Source organism: Candidatus Pelagibacter communis (genome assembly GCF_001180225.1).
Taxonomy (GTDB): Bacteria; Pseudomonadota; Alphaproteobacteria; order Pelagibacterales; family Pelagibacteraceae; genus Pelagibacter; species Pelagibacter ubique_D.
Genome location: NZ_CVST01000034.1, coordinates 50,296 through 68,515 on the forward strand (window position 1 = coordinate 50,296; position 18,220 = coordinate 68,515).

An 18,220-nucleotide genomic window follows, 5' to 3' on the forward strand; every position below is an offset into this window, starting at 1 on the left:
AACTTAAATTGATTTATAAAAATTGTACCAATTATTTCCTAGTATTCCATGTGTCTCATTATCTGAAAATCCAATCTTTTTGAGACCTTTTTCTATATTTGAAAATCCTCTTGTGTCCTCAAACCAATCTGGTTGTTTTGGAAAGCCTGGTTTATTTTTTGATCCTTCTCCATAATTTTTAGTTTTGGTCCAAGTACCATTTCTCATCCACTCAACTACGCTGTCAGGTTGATCAAGACAAAGATCTGACCCTATACCAATTTTACTTGCTCCCATAATTTCTGCAGTCTTTGCCACCATTTCACAAAAACTATCAAGAGTACAATTAGTATTTTCTTTCAAGTGATGTGGATATAAAGATAAACCTAACATTCCTCCACTATCACTGAGCATCTTAAGCAAATCTGAAGACTTGTTTCTTTTTGCAGCATGCCAAAAAGAAGGGTTTGCATGTGTAATCGCAATTGGTTTTTCACTTATTTCAATTGCATCCATTGTACTTTTTTCTGCAGAATGAGACATATCAACAACGATTCCTACTCTATTCATTTCTTTTATTGCTTCTCTTCCAAAATTAGTTACTCCGCTATCAATTTTTTCATAGCAACCGGTAGCAAGAAGAGATTGATTGTTGTAAGTTAGTTGCATAAATCTGCATCCAAGTTCATGAACTTTTTCAACCAAACCTATGTCATCCTCAATTGGTGAACAATTTTGAAAACCAAAAAATATTGCAGTTTTGTTTTCAAGTTTTGCTTTTTCAATATCTTTAAAATCTTTTCCCAGAAATATAAGATCAGAATTTGCTTCAAAAATTTTTTCCCACTTATTTAATTCTATTAGTAGTTCATCATAATCTTCATGATAAACTATTGTTACATGAACTGCATCTAAACCTGCAGCTCTGTTTATTTCAAAAATTTTTCTAGACCAATTGCAATATTGCAAATTATCGATTTTAAAATTCATAATGAAATAAGATTAATCAATCTAAATTGAAATACTATTAATTTTATTGAAATTTTTGATTAATTTTGAAATAAACAAGAGAGCCATTTTCATGAAAAAAAATACTAACAAAAAAGTTTCAATAGTTATGGGTAGTCAATCAGACTACAAAACTATGCAATTAGCAGAAAAAACTCTTAAACAATTAGGTGTCTCGTTTGAAACTAAAATTGTTTCTGCTCATCGTACCCCAAAGAGAATGTACGATTTTGCATTAAAGACAGAAAAAAATAATATTGGTGTAATTATTGCTGGAGCTGGTGGATCAGCACATTTGCCGGGAATGATTTCTGCATTAACTCAAATTCCAGTTTTGGGTGTACCGATTGAAAGTAAAAAATTAAAAGGTTTAGATAGTTTGCTTTCGATTGCTCAAATGCCAAAAGGGATTCCTGTCGGTACTTTAGCAATTGGAGAAGATGGCGCTATTAATGCTGCATTACTTGCAGCTGAAATAATAGCTATTAATAATTCTTTGATCAAGAAAAAGTTAAAAAGTTGGAGATCAAACCAAACTAAATCTGTTAAACGAGCTCCAAAATAAAATGTCTAATATTACTCTTGGGATTATTGGTGGCGGCCAATTAGGAAGTATGCTTGCAATTGCTGCAAAAAAATTAAAGATAAAGATAATAATTTTTTGTGATGATTTGGAAGCACCAGCTCAAAATTTTTGTGACGAATTTATTGGTGCAAAATATGATGATAAAGAAAAAATAAATGAATTTGTAAACAAAGTTGATATCGTAACTTATGAATTCGAAAACATTCCATATGAAACATTAAATGATATCAACAAATTAAAACCAGTTTTACCAAAACCTTCGGTAAATAGATTAATTCAACATAGGTTAGCAGAAAAAGATTTTGTAAATAAATTAAATATAAGAACAACTAGATACGTCTCAGTTGAAAATCAATCTGATATTGATGTCCTTGAAGATTTTTTACCTGGTATAATTAAAACTACAACATTAGGTTATGACGGTAAAGGGCAACACCCTGTCTCATCATCAGAAGAATTAAAAAATCTTAAATTAGATTTATCAAGAGGATATATTTTAGAAAAATTAGTCAAACTTAAAAAAGAGATATCAATTATTATAACTAGGTTTAGTAATAATAAATATGAAATCTATGAACCTATAGAAAATACCCATGAAGATCAGATCTTAAAACACTCTAAGATCCCTGCAGATATAAATGAAAAAATATTTAATCAATCTAAAGATTGGGCAATACTTATTGCTGAAGAACTTAAATATGTTGGCACTCTATGTGTAGAATTTTTTATAGATAGAAATGATAATCTTTATGTAAATGAAATTGCTCCAAGGGTTCACAATTCTGGACATTTAACAATTAATGCTTTTAATGTAAGTCAATTTGAAAATCACATCAGAGCTGTTTGTGGACTTGAACAGATACCTTTAAAAAAATTATCAAATGCAAAAATGATAAATTTACTAGGAGATCAAATATCTCACTATAGAAATTCTCCAAAACTTAAAGATAATGAATTCTTTTTTGATTATTTAAAAAAAGAAATTAAAGATAAAAGAAAAATGGGTCATATCACTATTCTGGAATAATATGTTAAAATCAATTGAAGGAAATTTTGATGATCCAGAAGTTCACAAACTTTTAACTAAGCATTTTGTTGAGCTTAGAGCTGCCTCACCAGAGGGAAGTGCTCATGTTTTAGACATCCCTGGTCTTAAAGTTCCATCGATTAAATTCTGGAGTTTATATAACAATGATCAATTAATGGGATGTGGTGCATTAAAATTTTTAGATGAGGGTCATGGAGAATTTAAATCAATTAGAATTCATGACAATTTTAGAAAAAAAGGACACGGTGTTATTGTTATTAATCATCTAATAAGTGAGGCAAAAAAATTAGATATTAAAAGATTAAGTATTGAAACAGGTGCTGGAAATTTTTTTATTCCTGCTAGAAAACTCTTTAAATCTTGTGGTTTTGAGCCTTGTGGACCTTTTGCTCATTATAAAGAAGATGTTAATTCCGTTTATTTGACTAAATTGATTGCTACAGATTGACAATAAGATCGAATAATTTCTCTATTTTGTTGACAAAACCCATTAAAATCTAAAGAAAGCCAAAATTACTTAATTATAAATTTTAAGTAATAATTAATATAACAAAAAGTAAGAAGAAATAATATGAGTCTAACAGGTAAAGTAAAATGGTTCAATCCAACCAAAGGTTTTGGTTTTATTGAAAGAGAAGACAAAGAAAAAGATGTGTTTGTACATGTTTCAGCAGTAAGAGATGCTGGTATGAACGGTTTAGATGAGGGTCAAGCTTTGACTTTCGATGTTGAAGATGGTCCTAAAGGTCCTTCAGCAGTTAACTTAAAAACTGCATAATTTCACACTTCCTATTGGCTGAAAAAATTTTATTTTTTAGTAAATAATTTTATTCAGCCAGTACCAAACCTTATAAAAAACAACTTTTAGTCAAAAAATTTAATTATATAAGTTGTATTTAAAATAATAAAAAATTTATGATCGGAATTTTAGGTGGAATGGGTACTCAAGCTGGTCTTGATTTTTGCAATAAGCTAGCGGTACTAAATAGAGGTAAAATTGATCAAGAGTATCCTTTATTTGTTTTGTATAACAAATCAAATATTCCTGGAAGACCAGAATCTATAGGAACTCAAACAAAAAACTTATCAAATCTAAATACAAACAAATCTAATAAAACTAAATATAATAAAGTATTAAAAAGTCTTCTTGAAGGATGTAAGTTATTAGAAAAGAATAAATGCAAATTTATTGTTATCCCATGTAACACTGCACATTATTGGTTTGATGATCTACAAAAAAAAATCAATATTCCAATTATAAATATGCCAAAAGAAGTTTTTAAATTTACAAAAAAGAACTGTAAAAAAAATTCAAAAGTTGGTTTATTGGCCACTGAAGGTACTTTAAAAACTGGGGTGTATAATAAATTTTTTGATCAGAGCTATCAATTGGTTAATCCATCTGAAAATCTTCAAAAAAATTCAGTAAATAAAGCAATCAAGTTTGTAAAAATGGGCAATGTTAGAGCTGCCGAAAAAGCTATCAAACCAGCTATAAAATATTTGCTAAAAATGAAATGTAAAAAAATAATTTTAGGTTGTACTGAGTTGCCAATTGCAATATTTGCTTTTAAATCATTCAAGAATATTAAATCTTCAAAGATATTTTTAGATCCAAATTTAATTCTTGCCCACTCTGCAATGCAGAAACACAAAAGATAAACAGTGACATCTAAAATTGATAAGCCCTATGTTTTAAGAGTTGCTGAACTAATATATTCTAAAATAATTGAGATAAAAAACCAAAATCCTGAAGTTAATAACATCCAAGCATTTGAGATTTTCATGACAACAAAAGATTATGATTTTATTAGCTCAGGAGAATTTCATGAAAATTGGATATCGGAATTAAAAGATAATGATTTTATTGATAAAATTACTGGTAAGAAAATTAATGAAGAAACATTAAGACTTTTAGATATTCAAAAAGATTCTATGGTTAAATTTTTGCTTAAAATACCTAAATTATACTACACAAAAACCCACTTCCCTTTGGAATTATCTCAAAGAGCCTTTAATCATCTTTGGAGAGTTTGTGAAAGTTACGAAATGTGGTGCAAAGAAACTAAGCAAAAAAATTTGATTAAATTAAATTTAATTGATTAAATTTTAAATTAATAATTACAGTGATTAAGGTATTTCCATTTATATTTATTTTACTTTGGTCATCAGCATTCATAACCACGAAACCAATCATTGATTACAGCGATCCTTTTGCTGCATTAGCCTTTAGATTTGCACTAGTAGCATTTGGTTTTTTAATTTTTTCTATTTACTCAAAGCAAAAAATAGTTGTAAGTAAGAAAAATTTTTTACAATCTTTTTTTAGTGGAGTTCTTTTTCATGGGTTTTATTTAGGAGGTGTTTTTTATTCAATTTCTATTGGAATGCCCACTGGCCTTGCTGCTTTAATTGTAACACTTCAACCAATACTAACTAACGCATTAAGTGGACCAATACTTAAAGAGAAGGTTTCTATTAAACAATGGATAGGTGTTTTACTAGGATTTATTGGAGCATCTTTGGTTCTAGGTTTTGAAATTGGAACAAAAATTCCAACTGCTGGATTAATCGCAACTATTATAGCTTTGATAGCAATAACAAGTTCAACTCTTTGGCAAAAAACAATAAGCAACAACCTACCCTTATCAGTAAGTAACATGAACCAAGCACTTGGGGGTTTTTCATTTCATTTATTAATTATAATTTTCTTTGCTGATCCTTACATTGAATTTTCAAAAACATTTATAATTGCGATGAGTCATCAAATTTTTTTAGTGTCCTTTGGAGCATTCACAATACTCATGTTCTTAATTAAAAAAAATTCTGCAAGTAAAACTGTTTCAATATTTTTTTTAATTCCTCCTACATCTGCTTTCATGGCTTGGTTATTTTTAAATGAAAAATTATCTAATTTAGATCTTTTAGGATTTTTTATAGCTACTATTGGTGTTTATATTGCTACTAGAGAAAAATAATTACTTTGCAATATATCCAAATTCTAAAGATGCATCTGTTATTGAGTGATAAAGAGATTCACCAAAACTTCTTAATCCAAATATTCTAAATTTATCTGGATCATCATCAAGCATATCAATAGTTACTGACATTCCGTTATAAGTAGAATTTAAACATTGATTTTTTTCAAGTTCACCAAAATTAAATGGGCATCCTTTTTTTAAAACTTCCTTGGCTTCCTTACCTTCAATTTCAATTATTGCTTTTGAATGAGATATGTCTGTTATTGCAAATTCATTATCATTAAATTTTTGCTCTATTTCATTTAAAATATCTTTTTTCTTAGAAACTAAAATCCAATTTCTTGGACCGTTCCAAAGTATTCTTGTGTTATCATTGGAGCTAACTAAAGATGGATTGTCTCTTAAATTTAGACCATCTACCTGCATATTGTCTAATGATGAGTTTGAACTTTTAAACTGAACTATCTGTACAATTAATAAATTAGTACTTTCAGATATTGAGAGTAAATTGTTATCATCTTTACCTTCAAAATCTCCAAATTGACCTTTTGCATGCACATTATTTAAAGCTGAAATTAAACTCATGATCTAACTCTCTCTCCTTTTGGATCAACATAATGTGATGAAACTATTTCTACTGGAATAACTTTGTTTTTTAATGGAGACATTACAAATAATTTTTCTCCAATCATATTTTTTCCATCTTTTAATATTGCTAGTGAAAATGGATTATCATACTCAACACTCCAACAAGAGGCTGAGATATGACCTAATTTTTTATTCGGCAAAGGAGCATTGGCGTCTTTAACTAAATGTGAACCTTCTGGAATACTAGTTTTTTTATCCAATGGAACAACGCCTACAATTCGCTGTCTATCTTCAGCAACAAAAGCTGCTCTCTGCAATGATCTTTTTCCAATAAAATCTTTCTTTTTACTCAATAATCCTTCTAAAGCATTGTCGTAAGGAATTGTTCTTCCATCTAATTCAGAACCTGCAACATGCCCCATTTCAATTCTAAGTGTAGACAATGCTTCAGTTCCATATGGTTGAATTTGAAACTCTTCTCCAATTTCAATTATTTTTTCCCACATAAATCTTCCGTTATCAGACTCAACATTAACTTCGTAAGCTAATTCACCTGAGAATGAAATTCTGAAGATTCTAGCTTTAACACCAAATAAATCACCCTCAACATATCCCATAAACGGGAGACCTTCATTAGACACATCTGTTTTAGGGAACAATTTCTGTAATAAATCTCTTGATTTAGGACCAGCTATGGCAGCTCCTGCCCATTGCTCAGTTGTTGAAACTACATTTACATTAAGTTCAGGCCAAACAAGTTGCAAATAATACTCTAAATGCGAAAGCACATTAGCTGCTTGAGCAGTAGTTGTTGTCATGTGATAGTGGTTTTCTGAAATTCTAGTAGTTGTACCATCATCCATCACTATCCCATCTTCTCTTAACATCACTCCATATCTTGCTTTTCCAACAGGTAACTTCAACCATGCATTTGTGTATACTCTGTTTAAAAATTCTGCAGCATCAGGACCCTTAACGTCAATCTTACCAAGTGTTGTTACGTCACAAACACCAACGTTTGTTCTTACATTTTTCGCTTCTCTTTTTGAAGCTTCGAACAAAGTTTCGTTTCCTCTTTTATAATATCTTGGTCTTAACCAAACTCCTGCATCAACAAAAACAGCGTTATGCTCTTCATGCCAATTGTGAATTGGAGATTTTCTAGTTGGTTTTGAATGCTTTCCTACTTCTCTACCAACGATAGCACCGATAGAAATAGGTGTATAAGGAGGTCTAAAAGTAGTGTGGCCAACGGAAGGAACAACTTTATTTTCAATCTCAGATACTAATTGTAATCCATTTAAATTACTTGTTTTTCCTTGGTCTGTTGCCATACCTAAAGTGGTATATCTTTTTACATGTTCGATTGATCTATAACCTTCTCTTAATGCAATCTCTACATCAGAAACAGCAACATCATTTTGAAAATCTAAAAATCTTTTATAACTTTTACCTTTTGGTAATGGAACACACCAAAACTTATCATGTTTAGAATATTTTTTTTCAACTACATTTGGAATAGATATTTCGTTATCTTTCTCGGTAATTTTTTTTGATAATTCTTTTCCTTTTTCAAATGATGTTTTTAAAGTTTCTTCTAGAGTAAACACACCGTTAGCGGCTCCCAAAGTTGTTTCATTTTGTTTTGAAACTCCTGGAACAAACGCGTCTATCTCTTCATTAAATTTAGTTTTATTTCCTGATTGTGATGCCAAATGAATTGTAGGTGTCCAAAATCCAGAAACACATATACAATCACAAACTATGTTTTCTATGTTGCCAAGTGTTTTCTTATCTTCAGAAATAGTTGCCACATCAGCTGATTTTACTTTTTTATAACCTTGTGCTGCAACTACTACATATGAATTTTTAATATTAATTCCTAAATTTTTTGCTTCATCTATAATTTCTGATTGTGGATTTGATCTTGAATCTAAAACTATAGGCTCAATACCATGTTTTTTAAATTCAATTGCAGTTTCATAGCCGCTATCATTGTTTGTAAATACTAAAGGTTTTTTTCCAACCAAGACACCATAAACTTTTAAATATTCTTTAGCTGCAGATGAAAGCATCACTCCAGGAGTATCATTATTTCCAAAAACAATTGGTCTTTCAATTGAACCAGATGAAATTAGAACTTCTTTTGCTCTAATGTACCAAAGTCTTTTATTTGGATGATATTTTTTAGTTTTAGGTAAATGATCACTAACTTTTTCAGACATTACTAACATGTTGTGATCATAGTATCCAAAAACTTGAGATCTATTTTTAACGGTTACATTTGGCATCTCTTTCAATTCTGAAATGATACCGTCTGCCCAATCTTTTCCGGATTGGTTACCGATATTCACATCACTCGTTAATAGTGAGCCACCATACCTTGGTTTATCTTCAGCTAAAATAACTTTGGCTCCATTTTTGGCAGCAGAATAAGCGCTCGCTAAACCTGATGGTCCAGATCCAGCAATTAAAAGATCGCAATACTCATATTTATGTTCGTATCTTTCTTTATCATGTTTTGTTGAAGCTACTCCTAATCCAGCTGCTTTTCTTATAAATGGCTCATAAATTTTATACCAAAAGCTTTTTGGCCACATAAAAGTTTTGTAATAAAATCCTGCAGGTAAAAATATTTTTAAAAAATTATTTATTGCTCCAATATCAAAGTTAACACTTGGCCAACAATTAACACTGCTTGCCTCTAATCCTTCAAATAATTCTTGTTCAGTTGCTTTAATGTTTGGCTCCGTTTCACCATTTCTATAAAGTTGAACAACTGCATAGGGTTCATCAACTCCTGCACCAAAAAACCCTCTGGGTCTGTGATATTTAAAACTTCTACCAACTAAATGAACACCATTTGCAAGTAAAGCTGAAGCTAATGTATCACCCTCATAACCAAAATAAGATGTACCGTTGAACTTAAAAGAAATTTTTTTATTTCTATTTATTAAACCACCTGTTTCTATTCGATAACTCTGAGTCATTAAGCAATTTCTTCGTTAGCTTTATAAGTTTTAAAAATTTCATGTGTTGCAGTATCCCTTTCAACTTTAATCCACTGTCTACAACCAGATAAATGCTGCCAAAGTTCTAAATGTTTTCCTCTGGGACTAACTCTATTATATACGAAATTATCCCATTCTTGATCTGTGACTTCTTTATTTAGTTCTGGTCTTTTAACAGTAGCATCTCCACCATAAGAAAATTCATTTTGAGATCTCATTCCACAATGTGGGCATTTAATATGTAACATTTATGAAATCCAAGTTTTTGTACCAAGACCTTTTTCATCAATAAGATGACCGGTACTAAATCTATTCAAACTATATCCTGCATTTAATTCATGTACTCTATCTTGAGCAATAGTATGTGCAAATGTCCATCCTGATGCTGGAGTTGCTTTAAAGCCTCCGTAACACCATCCACAATTTAAATACAAACCTTCAATGTGAGTTTTGTCTATTATTGGTGAACCATCCATTGACATGTCCATGATCCCGCCCCAAGTTCTAAGCATTTTTAATTTACTTAAAAATGGCATCATCGCAATTCCTTCAGTTAAAACATGTTGTAGTGTTGGAAGATTACCTCTTTGAGCATAACTGTTGTAACCATCAAGGTCTCCACCCATTACCATTTCACCTTTATCTGATTGACTAATATAAAAGTGACCTGCACCAAATGTTACAACTTTATCTAAAACTGGTTTAACTGGTTCAGAAACACAAGCTTGTAAAAGATGCGTTTCAATTGGCAAAGTCATATTTAATTTTTCAGCTAAAATATTTGTGCTACCTGCAACGCAAAGACCAACTTTTTTTGCCTTAATATTTCCTCTAGATGTTCTGATCCCTTTTATTTTTCCTGCAGAAACATCAAAACCTGTAACTTCACAATTTTGAATTATATCTACTCCCATTGAGTCTGCTTGACGTGCATACCCCCAAGCAACTGCATCATGACGAGCAGTTCCAGCGCTTGGTTGCATCAATCCACCAAAGATTGGAAACCTTACGTTATCTGAAAAATCAGCCATTGGAATTAATTCTTTTACTTCTTCTCTGTTTAAAAGAACTGCATCAATTCCATTTAATCTCATCGAATTTCCTCTTCTTGCGTATGCATTCATTTGTGCATCTGAGTGCGCAAGATTAATTATTCCTCTTGGAGAAAACATCACGTTGTAATTTAAGTCCTGACTCATTTTTCTCCATAGATCCATTCCAAACTCACTGAAAAGACCATTTTCATCATGCATGTAATTTGATCTGATAATTGTAGTGTTACGTCCAACGTTTCCACCGCCAATCCATCCTTTTTCAATGATGGCTACTTTTGTAATTTGATGTTCTTTAGCTAGATAATATGCGGTAGCTAGACCATGACCACCGCCCCCGATGATAACAACGTCATACTCTTCTTTAGGATTTGGATCTTTCCAAGCTAAATCCCAATTTTGATGGCCAGTTAATGCATTTTTAACTAAGCTAAAAATAGAATACTTTTGCATAATGGAATTTTATATTAATGAATTTAAATAGTTCTTATTTTTTTTATATATATATTTTAGAAGTTTCGAAAAATCTCAAATAAGATAATTATTATGCAAAAAAATTTACAATAAAGGATAACGAATGAGCGAAGTAAAATCAGATATACAGATAGCTAGAGAAGCTAAAATGCAACCAATAAATGATATTTTAGCAAAGATAAATGTACCTGATGAAAGCTCTGCGTTTAGTCCTATGGGCAGACATATTGCAAAAATAAATTTAGAATATTTAGAGAAACTAAAAGACAAGCAAGATGGAAAATTAATTTTAGTAACTGCTATTACTCCAACTCCAGCAGGTGAAGGGAAAACCACAACTTCGGTTGGATTAAATGATGGTTTAAATAAAATTGGAAAAAAATCTATCGTATGTCTTAGAGAACCAAGCTTAGGTCCTTCTTTTGGCATGAAAGGTGGAGCGGCTGGTGGAGGTTATGCTCAAGTCGTTCCAATGGAACAAATCAATTTACATTTTACAGGTGACTTTCATGCAATTACATCAGCTCATAATTTATTATCGGCGTTAATCGATAATCATATTTATTGGGGAAATAAACTGGATATCGATGTTAGAAGAATTGTTTGGAAAAGAGTTATGGATATGAATGATAGATCATTAAGATCTATAAATATAAATTTAGGTGGTGTGGCAAATGGTTTTCCAAGAGAAGATGGTTTTGATATCACAGTTGCATCAGAGATAATGGCAATCTTTTGCCTATCAAATGATTTGGAAGATTTAGAAAAAAGAATTGGAAATATAACTATTGGTTACACTAGAGATAAAAAACCAGTTTATGCGAAAGACTTAAATGCTCAAGGTCCTATGACAGTTCTTTTAAAAGAAGCTATCAGACCTAATGTTACACAAACTTTAGAAAACAATCCTGCAATTATTCATGGTGGTCCATTTGCGAATATTGCTCATGGTTGTAACTCAGTTATTGCAACAAAGACTGGTTTAAAATTAGCAGACTATGTTGTAACTGAAGCGGGATTTGGTGCTGACCTTGGTGCAGAAAAATTCTTAGATATTAAATGTAGAAAATCAAATTTAAAACCAAGCTGTGTTGTAATTGTTGCAACTATAAGAGCTTTAAAAATGCACGGTGGTGTTGCTAAAGATGATTTAAAAAATGAAAATGTTGAAGCTTTAAAAAAAGGGTTAGTAAATTTAGAAAGACATATTCAAAATGTTAAAAAATTTGGTTTACCTGTAGCTGTAGCAGTTAATCATTTTATAAAAGATACTGATAATGAAGTGAAAGCACTTATAGATTTCTGTGATAATTTAGGTGTTAAAGCTAGTCTATGTACTCATTGGGCAAATGGTGGTGAAGGTACAAAAGAATTAGCAGCTCATGTTTCAGAATTATGTGAAAAAGATGAAGCTAAATTTCAATTTTTATACGAAAGCAAAACACCATTGTTTAAAAAAATAGAGACTATTGCAAAAGAAATTTATAGAGCAGATGAAGTAATCGCTGATACAAAAATTAGAGATCAACTTAAGAATTTTGAAGAAGCTGGATATGGTGATTTACCAATTTGTGTTGCAAAAACTCAATACAGTTTTTCAACAGATCCAAATCTTAAAGGAGCACCGACAGGTCATGCATTGCCAGTGAGAGAAGTAAGACTATCATCAGGAGCAGAGTTCATTGTGGTTATTTGCGGTGCAATCATGACTATGCCTGGATTACCTAGGGTTCCTGCAGCTGACTCTATTAAACTCAATGAAAAAGGTGAGATTGAAGGATTATTCTAAATTAAGATAATCTAACCAATTCTCTAATTCTCTCATTCTGGAAATTTTATCTAATTTTTTGTTTTCTATTTCTATATTTTTAATGTGATCATCAATATGATTTTGGTCTTTAAAAGCACCACGTTCTATAAGTCTATCTTTTCTAAAAATAATTAAGTTAATCATCTTGTTGTAAGTAATTTCTGGATGATACTGAAGGCCCCACACATCACAAATTCCAATTTTAAAATTTAAACCTTGAACGTTATTAATTGGGTTCGAAGCTAGCAGTTTCGAATTTTCTGGAAGAGTTACAACTTCATCAAAATTAAATGCTGGAGTATTAAATTTTTTATTTTTGTTTTTATATAATGGATGATTTAAACCATTTTTATTAATTTCAATATCTCTTGCAATCCCTCTGTGTGACCCTTTCTCAGCTTTTTTTACTTCGCCACCAGCGGCGGTTACTGCAACTTGCATCCCCCAACAAATCGCTAGAACTTTTTTAATTTTTTTCTGACACTCTTTCATAAATTCTATTTGTCTTAAAATTTCAGGTGTCTTGTTATAAATATTTAAACTACTTCCACCCCAAATAAGACCATCATAACTTTCTAATGGATCAATATTCTCGCTTATCTTTTCATCTGAAGATGGATTAACTACATCTATATTTAGTTGATCAGTAAAATGAAAAAGACTATGTTTTAAGCTTTCTGTATGAGTTTGAATACCTGCTTCTGTAAAACTTTGATTTTCCTCTTGTAAATTACCTTCTACCACCAAAATTTTCTTCATTAAAATAACTCTCCTGAAATACTTTTTTTATACATTTCTTTTAAATCATCTTTTGTTATTTTTTTTGGATTGCCTCCTGTAGATGGATCTTCAAATGCCATTAAAGAGAGTTTTTCTAAATCAATTTCATTACAGTCCATAACATCTGAAAGTTTATGAGGGATGTTTAATTCTTTACGCAAATTTAATATCCATTCTAAAAAGCTTTCAAATGTACTATTTAGATTAAGATAATTACAAATAGATATAATTCTGTTTTCAATAACTGATTTATTGAAAGTTAAAACATAAGGCATAAATATCGCGTTACTTAAACCATGATGTACATCAAACTGTGCATTTATCGGATGACTTAGAGAATGTATTGCACCAAGACCTTTTTGAAAAGCAGTAGAGCCCATGCTAGATGCTGCTAACATTTCAGATCTAGCTTCTATGTTCGTACCATTTTTATAAACCTCTATTAAAGAATTTTTAATTAACCTCATACCCTCAAGTGCGATACCATCTGCCATTGGATGAAAGCCAGGTGCACAAAAAGCCTCAAGATTGTGAGCAAGTGCATCCATTCCTGTTGCAGCTGTTATTCTTGGTGGAAGATCTTTGGTTAAATTTGGATCTAAAATTACGATAGAAGGTAAAATTTTTGGATGAAAAATTATTTTTTTTATTCCTGTTTCTTCATTAATGATGGCTGAAGCTCTTCCTGTTTCTGAGCCTGTTCCTGCGGTAGTTGGAACCGCTATAATTTGAGAAATTTTATTTCCATCAGCTCTTGTCCAATAATCTCCTATATCCTCAAAATCCCATATAGGTCTTTTTTGACCACACATAAAAGCTATTCCTTTCCCAACATCTAATGCACTACCTCCTCCAAAAGCAATTACTCCATCACAGTTTTTTTCTATATATAAAGTGACCCCTTCCATTACGTTTTTTCCAGTTGGGTTTCCTGAAAATTGTGAAAATACTTGTAAATGATCAAAGTCTTTTTTTAATTTTTCAATTACTTTTGAAGTCATTGGTAGATTTAAAAGATCTTTGTCAGTTACAAAAAGTGGACTTTTAATTTTTAAGCTCAAACAGGCGTTTGCAAGATCTTCTATTTTACCTGCTCCAAACCAAATAGTAGTAGGATAATTCCAATTCATATTATTTTTATAAAAAGAATATATATATTTGATTAATTAATCACTTAAAAATTAATTATTGATTAAATCTAAATATAATGCGGCAGACCAAGAAAAATTATTAGCTCCATAAGGAGTTCCTGATTTACAACTGTAGTATTCATGAAAATCCTTCTCATGTATTAAATCCAATGTGTGTGATTTTATTTTATTGGCAAATTCAAGATCTTTTTCTAATAATCCTTTATATAAAATCCAGTTACAATTAATCCAAACAGGTCCTCTCCAATACCTTATCTCCTCAAAATATTTGCTATCAGGCTTTATTGACGAAAAGAAATATTTTTCATTCGAATTATATTCTTTTAAACTTTGAATTACCGAGTTATTTATTTCTTTATTTTGAATATCTGCAAACAAAATAAAATAATTTGTAATAGAAGAGATTTCTAATGTTTGCTTATTTAAAACATCATATGAGTAAAATGAATTATCACCTTTGTTATATAAACTAATTAATTTATTCTCAGTTTGTGTTATTTTTTTTTGTATTGATTTGCATTCAATATTATTTTTTGTTGCAACATAGACTAGATCTTTGCAAGCTTTCAAAAATAAAGAATTAAAACCTATATCAGCGACATTAAACATTGAAATATCATATAGCTTTTCAGGATTATATTTTTCATTTCTGAACTGATTTAAAAGAGTGATGTAACAATCATAGTCCCTTTTAAGTGGTCGTACATCGCTACTTGAAACATCTAAATCTCTTCTTTTGTATTCAAGATTTTCATCAATTAAAATTTTACTTAAAGGAAAATCCCATAAAGGTGAATTATCATTGCCACTTTCCCATGGATGTAATATAGAAACTAAACCAGTATCATTTGGGTCTCTATATTTGTAAAACCATTCTAAATAATTTTTTGTTTTTTTTACTAAATTCAAAATTCTTTCCATTTCACTAGAACTAAATTCATGCTTATCCAACATTAATTTTAAAATACTTGAAACTATAGGAGGTTGAGTTATTCCAGATGATGGAATTTTTTCACCACACTGCCAAGTATTATGATTTGGAAAATAATTTTCATCCTTTTGATGAAACAAAATATGAGGAACCATACCATCAGACCATTGTCCCTCGAACAACTTTTCTAACTCAACTATTGCGTATTCTTTATTAAAATAAGAATAACCGAGCGCTATATATGCTGAGTCCCAATTCCATTGAGCTGGGTACAACTTATTGTTTGTAGGCAGAGTGTATCCCTCACACCTATTATTTAATAAAATATTCTCAGCTTCTCTTTTTAACAAACTCATTAACCCTTAACGCTCCCTGATGTTAATCCACTAACTAAATATTTTTCAAAATAAACAAAAATAAATAAAATTGGCAAAGTTACAACAACTGAACCAGCCATCAAATATTGTCTAGGCGTTTCAGCTCCAACATTTAAAAACTGTATTGCTCTTGATAATGTAAATGAGCTAGGACTGTCCAAAAACATTAGTGAAAATAAAAATTCATTCCAAGCAATCATAAATACATATAACGCGACAGATGCAATTGCTGGTAAACTTAAAGGTAAAATGATTTTAACAATTATTCCAAACCAATTTTGTCCATCCATTATACCTGCTTCTTCAAGTTCTTTTGGTATACTTTTGAAATATCCTTGGAGCATATAAATTGCAACTGGCAGTGTTGTAGCTGTATAAATAATTAACAATCCAAATACAGAATTTCTTAGACCTAATTGACTAAAAACAGTGTAGAGAGGAATTACGAGCACAATAGCTGGAAACATATATATAATTAAAATAGAAGTAGATAAAAAATTTTTTCCAAAAAAGTTTAATCTTGCAACTGCATAAGCTGCTGGGATCCCAAGCAATAATGTAATTATAACCGTACCTACTGAGACAATTGAACTATTAAGCATATACTTGCCAAAATTATATTCTGTAAAAACTACAATATAGGATTTGAATAAGGTTTTTATATCTTGTGTTAAATCAACGCTGAAATCTAAAGGATTAATTAATAAAAGAGCTTGAGTTTTGAAACTTGTTACTAACATCAAATAAAATGGGAATAAAATTACAAAAGAAAAAAAGATTATTCCAAACAAAGTTAAAAAATCAAAAAATATAATTTGTGCTGAAAAATCATAACTAAAATGTTTCTTGTTATAATTAAATAGCTTATTAACAAAAAATAATAAGATTAGAAATGTGCCTATATAATGCCAAATAGGTAAAGAACCATTAATGAAATAATCAATCAATACAAATATAGATGCTAGTAAAATTACTTTAAATAACTTGTTTAATTTTTTACTTAAGAAAATTGAAATAATAGAAATTATAATTCCACTTAAAAAATAAAAATTGAAATTTAAAGTTTTAAGTTCAATTCCTTGTAAAGTAGAAAGAATTTTCCAAATAGATATTAAAGAAAATAAAAAAAATGAAGAAATTAAACTGAAAGTGATAATTGATTTAACTCTCATTGGCTCTTTTCCCTATCAGCTTAAAATAAATTAACATGAAAAATAAAAGTAATAGTACAATCACCATTGACACAGCAGATCCCATACCAATATTTCCTATTGAAAATCCCTGTTCATAAACATTTATTGGCAGTGTTCTAGTACCTGATGCACCACCTGTTAATAGAAAAATATCTTCAAACTTGTTAAAATTCCAAATAAATCTAATCATAAATAAAATTGAAATCACTGCTGTAATCTGTGGCAATGTTATATTCATAAATTTTGTGTAAGGACCTGCTCCATCAATATCTGCCGCTTCATAAAGTTCTTTAGGAACTGCTTGAAGTCTTGCTAAAATAAAAAGGAAAGCCAAAGGAAAATATCTCCAGATTTCAAAGATAATAACAGTTGTTAATGCTAATCTTAATTTAAATTCAAAACCGAAAACAAAAATAGATACATACTTTTGACCCAATAAATTTATTGGCTTATCTATTATACTATAATTCAGTAATAGATTATTTAAAGTGCCACTATTAGGATCTAATAATAGTTCCCATGTAAACGCCAAAGCCACAACAGGAGCTACATAAGGAAACAATAACGTACTTCTAACAAAGCTTCGACCTCTAAACTTTTGATTTACCATTTGGGCTGACAAAATTCCAAAAACAATTGCACCCACTGTTCCAAAAAAAGTATAATAAAATGTTGTTAATAATAAATCTTTAAATTCATAATTTGTGATTACTTTTTTAAAATTTGACAAAGTAAAATCACTTGTCAAAAGAATGTTATCTGCTTTTCCTTTTAAATTGGGTTTATTTAATTTAAATTGTTTTTTATCAATTTTTTCACCATTTTTTGTCTCAAAAAAAATTACAAATTGCTCTCTGTATTTTTTTGACCAATTACCAAAATCACACTGAACTTTATTTGATAGAAACTTACATCTCTGATCTAAATCAATTGGTTTAACATTACTTGGGAATTTATCGTGGAATTTAACATCTCTAATATCTTGAATTAAGGAACTATTTCTTAATTTATAGATAATCTTAATTTTTGTATCTTCGTTTTTAATAGATTTAACTATTTTTTTAGCTCTTGGCTCTGGAATTCTTATATCTTTTAATTGAACTTCTTTAAAACTAATCCAAACATTTGAAAATATTGGAAATAATACTATTGCAAATACAATTAGAACTGCTGGCAAAGTTAAAGCATAAGCAGTTCTTTTTTCTATTTTTGAAAGTGAATTACTCATAAAAAAAGCGGATAATTAATATT

Annotated in this window: 18 protein-coding genes; 8 read left to right on the forward strand and 10 right to left on the reverse strand. The window is 30.0% G+C overall.

Annotated features, from left to right (window positions below):
- Window positions 1–3 precede the first annotated feature (3 nt).
- Window positions 4–969 carry a membrane dipeptidase gene (locus tag AMN99_RS01975; protein WP_075506162.1) on the reverse strand — a complete coding sequence of 322 codons (966 nt, stop codon included), beginning with the start codon at window positions 967–969 and terminating at the stop codon, window positions 4–6.
- Between the two features lie 91 nt (window positions 970–1,060).
- Between AMN99_RS01975 and purE the strand changes: the two genes are divergently transcribed.
- The 7 genes from purE (at window position 1,061) to AMN99_RS02010 (ending at window position 5,599) form a co-directional block, all read left to right on the forward strand.
- Window positions 1,061–1,552 (forward strand): 5-(carboxyamino)imidazole ribonucleotide mutase, encoded by a 492-nt coding sequence (gene purE / locus AMN99_RS01980; protein WP_075506163.1) that lies wholly within the window; start codon window positions 1,061–1,063, stop codon window positions 1,550–1,552.
- Between the two features lies 1 nt (window position 1,553).
- Complete coding sequence (locus tag AMN99_RS01985) at window positions 1,554–2,600, forward strand: 5-(carboxyamino)imidazole ribonucleotide synthase (RefSeq protein ID WP_075506164.1); 1,047 nt, start codon at window positions 1,554–1,556, stop codon at window positions 2,598–2,600.
- A 1-nt stretch (window position 2,601) separates the two neighbouring features.
- Window positions 2,602–3,069, forward strand: a complete 468-nt coding sequence (locus AMN99_RS01990) for a GNAT family N-acetyltransferase (protein WP_075506165.1) — start codon at window positions 2,602–2,604, stop codon at window positions 3,067–3,069.
- Window positions 3,070–3,192: 123 nt separating this feature from the next.
- Entirely contained in the window at window positions 3,193–3,399 is a 207-nt protein-coding gene (locus AMN99_RS01995; RefSeq protein WP_075506166.1) for a cold-shock protein, read from the forward strand.
- Between the two features lie 137 nt (window positions 3,400–3,536).
- Window positions 3,537–4,283: an aspartate/glutamate racemase family protein gene (locus AMN99_RS02000; RefSeq protein ID WP_075506167.1), complete on the forward strand. Its 747-nt coding sequence runs from the start codon at window positions 3,537–3,539 to the stop codon at window positions 4,281–4,283.
- Between the two features lie 3 nt (window positions 4,284–4,286).
- The gene (locus AMN99_RS02005) at window positions 4,287–4,727 is read left to right on the forward strand and encodes a hypothetical protein (RefSeq protein WP_075506168.1); all 441 of its coding nucleotides are present in this window, start codon (window positions 4,287–4,289) and stop codon (window positions 4,725–4,727) included.
- Window positions 4,728–4,747: 20 nt separating this feature from the next.
- The gene (locus AMN99_RS02010; protein ID WP_075506169.1) at window positions 4,748–5,599 is read left to right on the forward strand and encodes a DMT family transporter; all 852 of its coding nucleotides are present in this window, start codon (window positions 4,748–4,750) and stop codon (window positions 5,597–5,599) included.
- Here the strand turns inward: AMN99_RS02010 and AMN99_RS02015 are convergent, their stop codons facing one another.
- The 4 genes from AMN99_RS02015 to AMN99_RS02030 are packed head-to-tail and all read right to left on the reverse strand — an operon-like array spanning window position 5,600 to window position 10,706.
- Complete coding sequence (locus AMN99_RS02015; RefSeq protein ID WP_075506170.1) at window positions 5,600–6,187, reverse strand: aminomethyltransferase family protein; 588 nt, start codon at window positions 6,185–6,187, stop codon at window positions 5,600–5,602.
- The gene (locus tag AMN99_RS02020; protein WP_075506171.1) at window positions 6,184–9,180 is read right to left on the reverse strand and encodes a sarcosine oxidase subunit alpha family protein; all 2,997 of its coding nucleotides are present in this window, start codon (window positions 9,178–9,180) and stop codon (window positions 6,184–6,186) included. Before AMN99_RS02020 ends, AMN99_RS02015 begins: the two co-directional genes overlap by 4 nt.
- Entirely contained in the window at window positions 9,180–9,449 is a 270-nt protein-coding gene (locus AMN99_RS02025) for a sarcosine oxidase subunit delta (RefSeq protein ID WP_075506172.1), read from the reverse strand. Before AMN99_RS02025 ends, AMN99_RS02020 begins: the two co-directional genes overlap by 1 nt.
- Complete coding sequence (locus AMN99_RS02030; protein ID WP_075506173.1) at window positions 9,450–10,706, reverse strand: sarcosine oxidase subunit beta family protein; 1,257 nt, start codon at window positions 10,704–10,706, stop codon at window positions 9,450–9,452.
- Between the two features lie 124 nt (window positions 10,707–10,830).
- Between AMN99_RS02030 and AMN99_RS02035 the strand changes: the two genes are divergently transcribed.
- On the forward strand, window positions 10,831–12,516 hold the full coding sequence (locus tag AMN99_RS02035; RefSeq protein ID WP_075506174.1) for a formate--tetrahydrofolate ligase: 1,686 nt from the start codon (window positions 10,831–10,833) through the stop codon (window positions 12,514–12,516).
- Here the strand turns inward: AMN99_RS02035 and AMN99_RS02040 are convergent.
- From AMN99_RS02040 to AMN99_RS02060, 5 genes are read right to left on the reverse strand one after another with little or no spacing between them, the layout of a single operon-like run.
- Window positions 12,508–13,296: a type 1 glutamine amidotransferase gene (locus tag AMN99_RS02040; protein WP_075506175.1), complete on the reverse strand. Its 789-nt coding sequence runs from the start codon at window positions 13,294–13,296 to the stop codon at window positions 12,508–12,510. The two genes, AMN99_RS02035 and AMN99_RS02040, sit on opposite strands and share 9 nt — an antisense overlap.
- Complete coding sequence (locus AMN99_RS02045; RefSeq protein WP_075506176.1) at window positions 13,296–14,447, reverse strand: iron-containing alcohol dehydrogenase; 1,152 nt, start codon at window positions 14,445–14,447, stop codon at window positions 13,296–13,298. Before AMN99_RS02045 ends, AMN99_RS02040 begins: the two co-directional genes overlap by 1 nt.
- 51 nt (window positions 14,448–14,498) lie before the next feature.
- Window positions 14,499–15,755, reverse strand: coding sequence for an MGH1-like glycoside hydrolase domain-containing protein (locus AMN99_RS02050; RefSeq protein WP_075506177.1), 1,257 nt, complete (start codon window positions 15,753–15,755; stop codon window positions 14,499–14,501).
- A complete protein-coding gene (locus AMN99_RS02055) occupies window positions 15,755–16,948 on the reverse strand; it encodes a carbohydrate ABC transporter permease (protein WP_075506178.1) in 1,194 nt (397 codons plus the stop codon). The genes AMN99_RS02050 and AMN99_RS02055 overlap by 1 nt, the downstream gene beginning before the upstream one ends.
- Window positions 16,938–18,197 (reverse strand): carbohydrate ABC transporter permease, encoded by a 1,260-nt coding sequence (locus AMN99_RS02060; RefSeq protein ID WP_075506179.1) that lies wholly within the window; start codon window positions 18,195–18,197, stop codon window positions 16,938–16,940. Before AMN99_RS02060 ends, AMN99_RS02055 begins: the two co-directional genes overlap by 11 nt.
- Window positions 18,198–18,220: the final 23 nt, after the last annotated feature.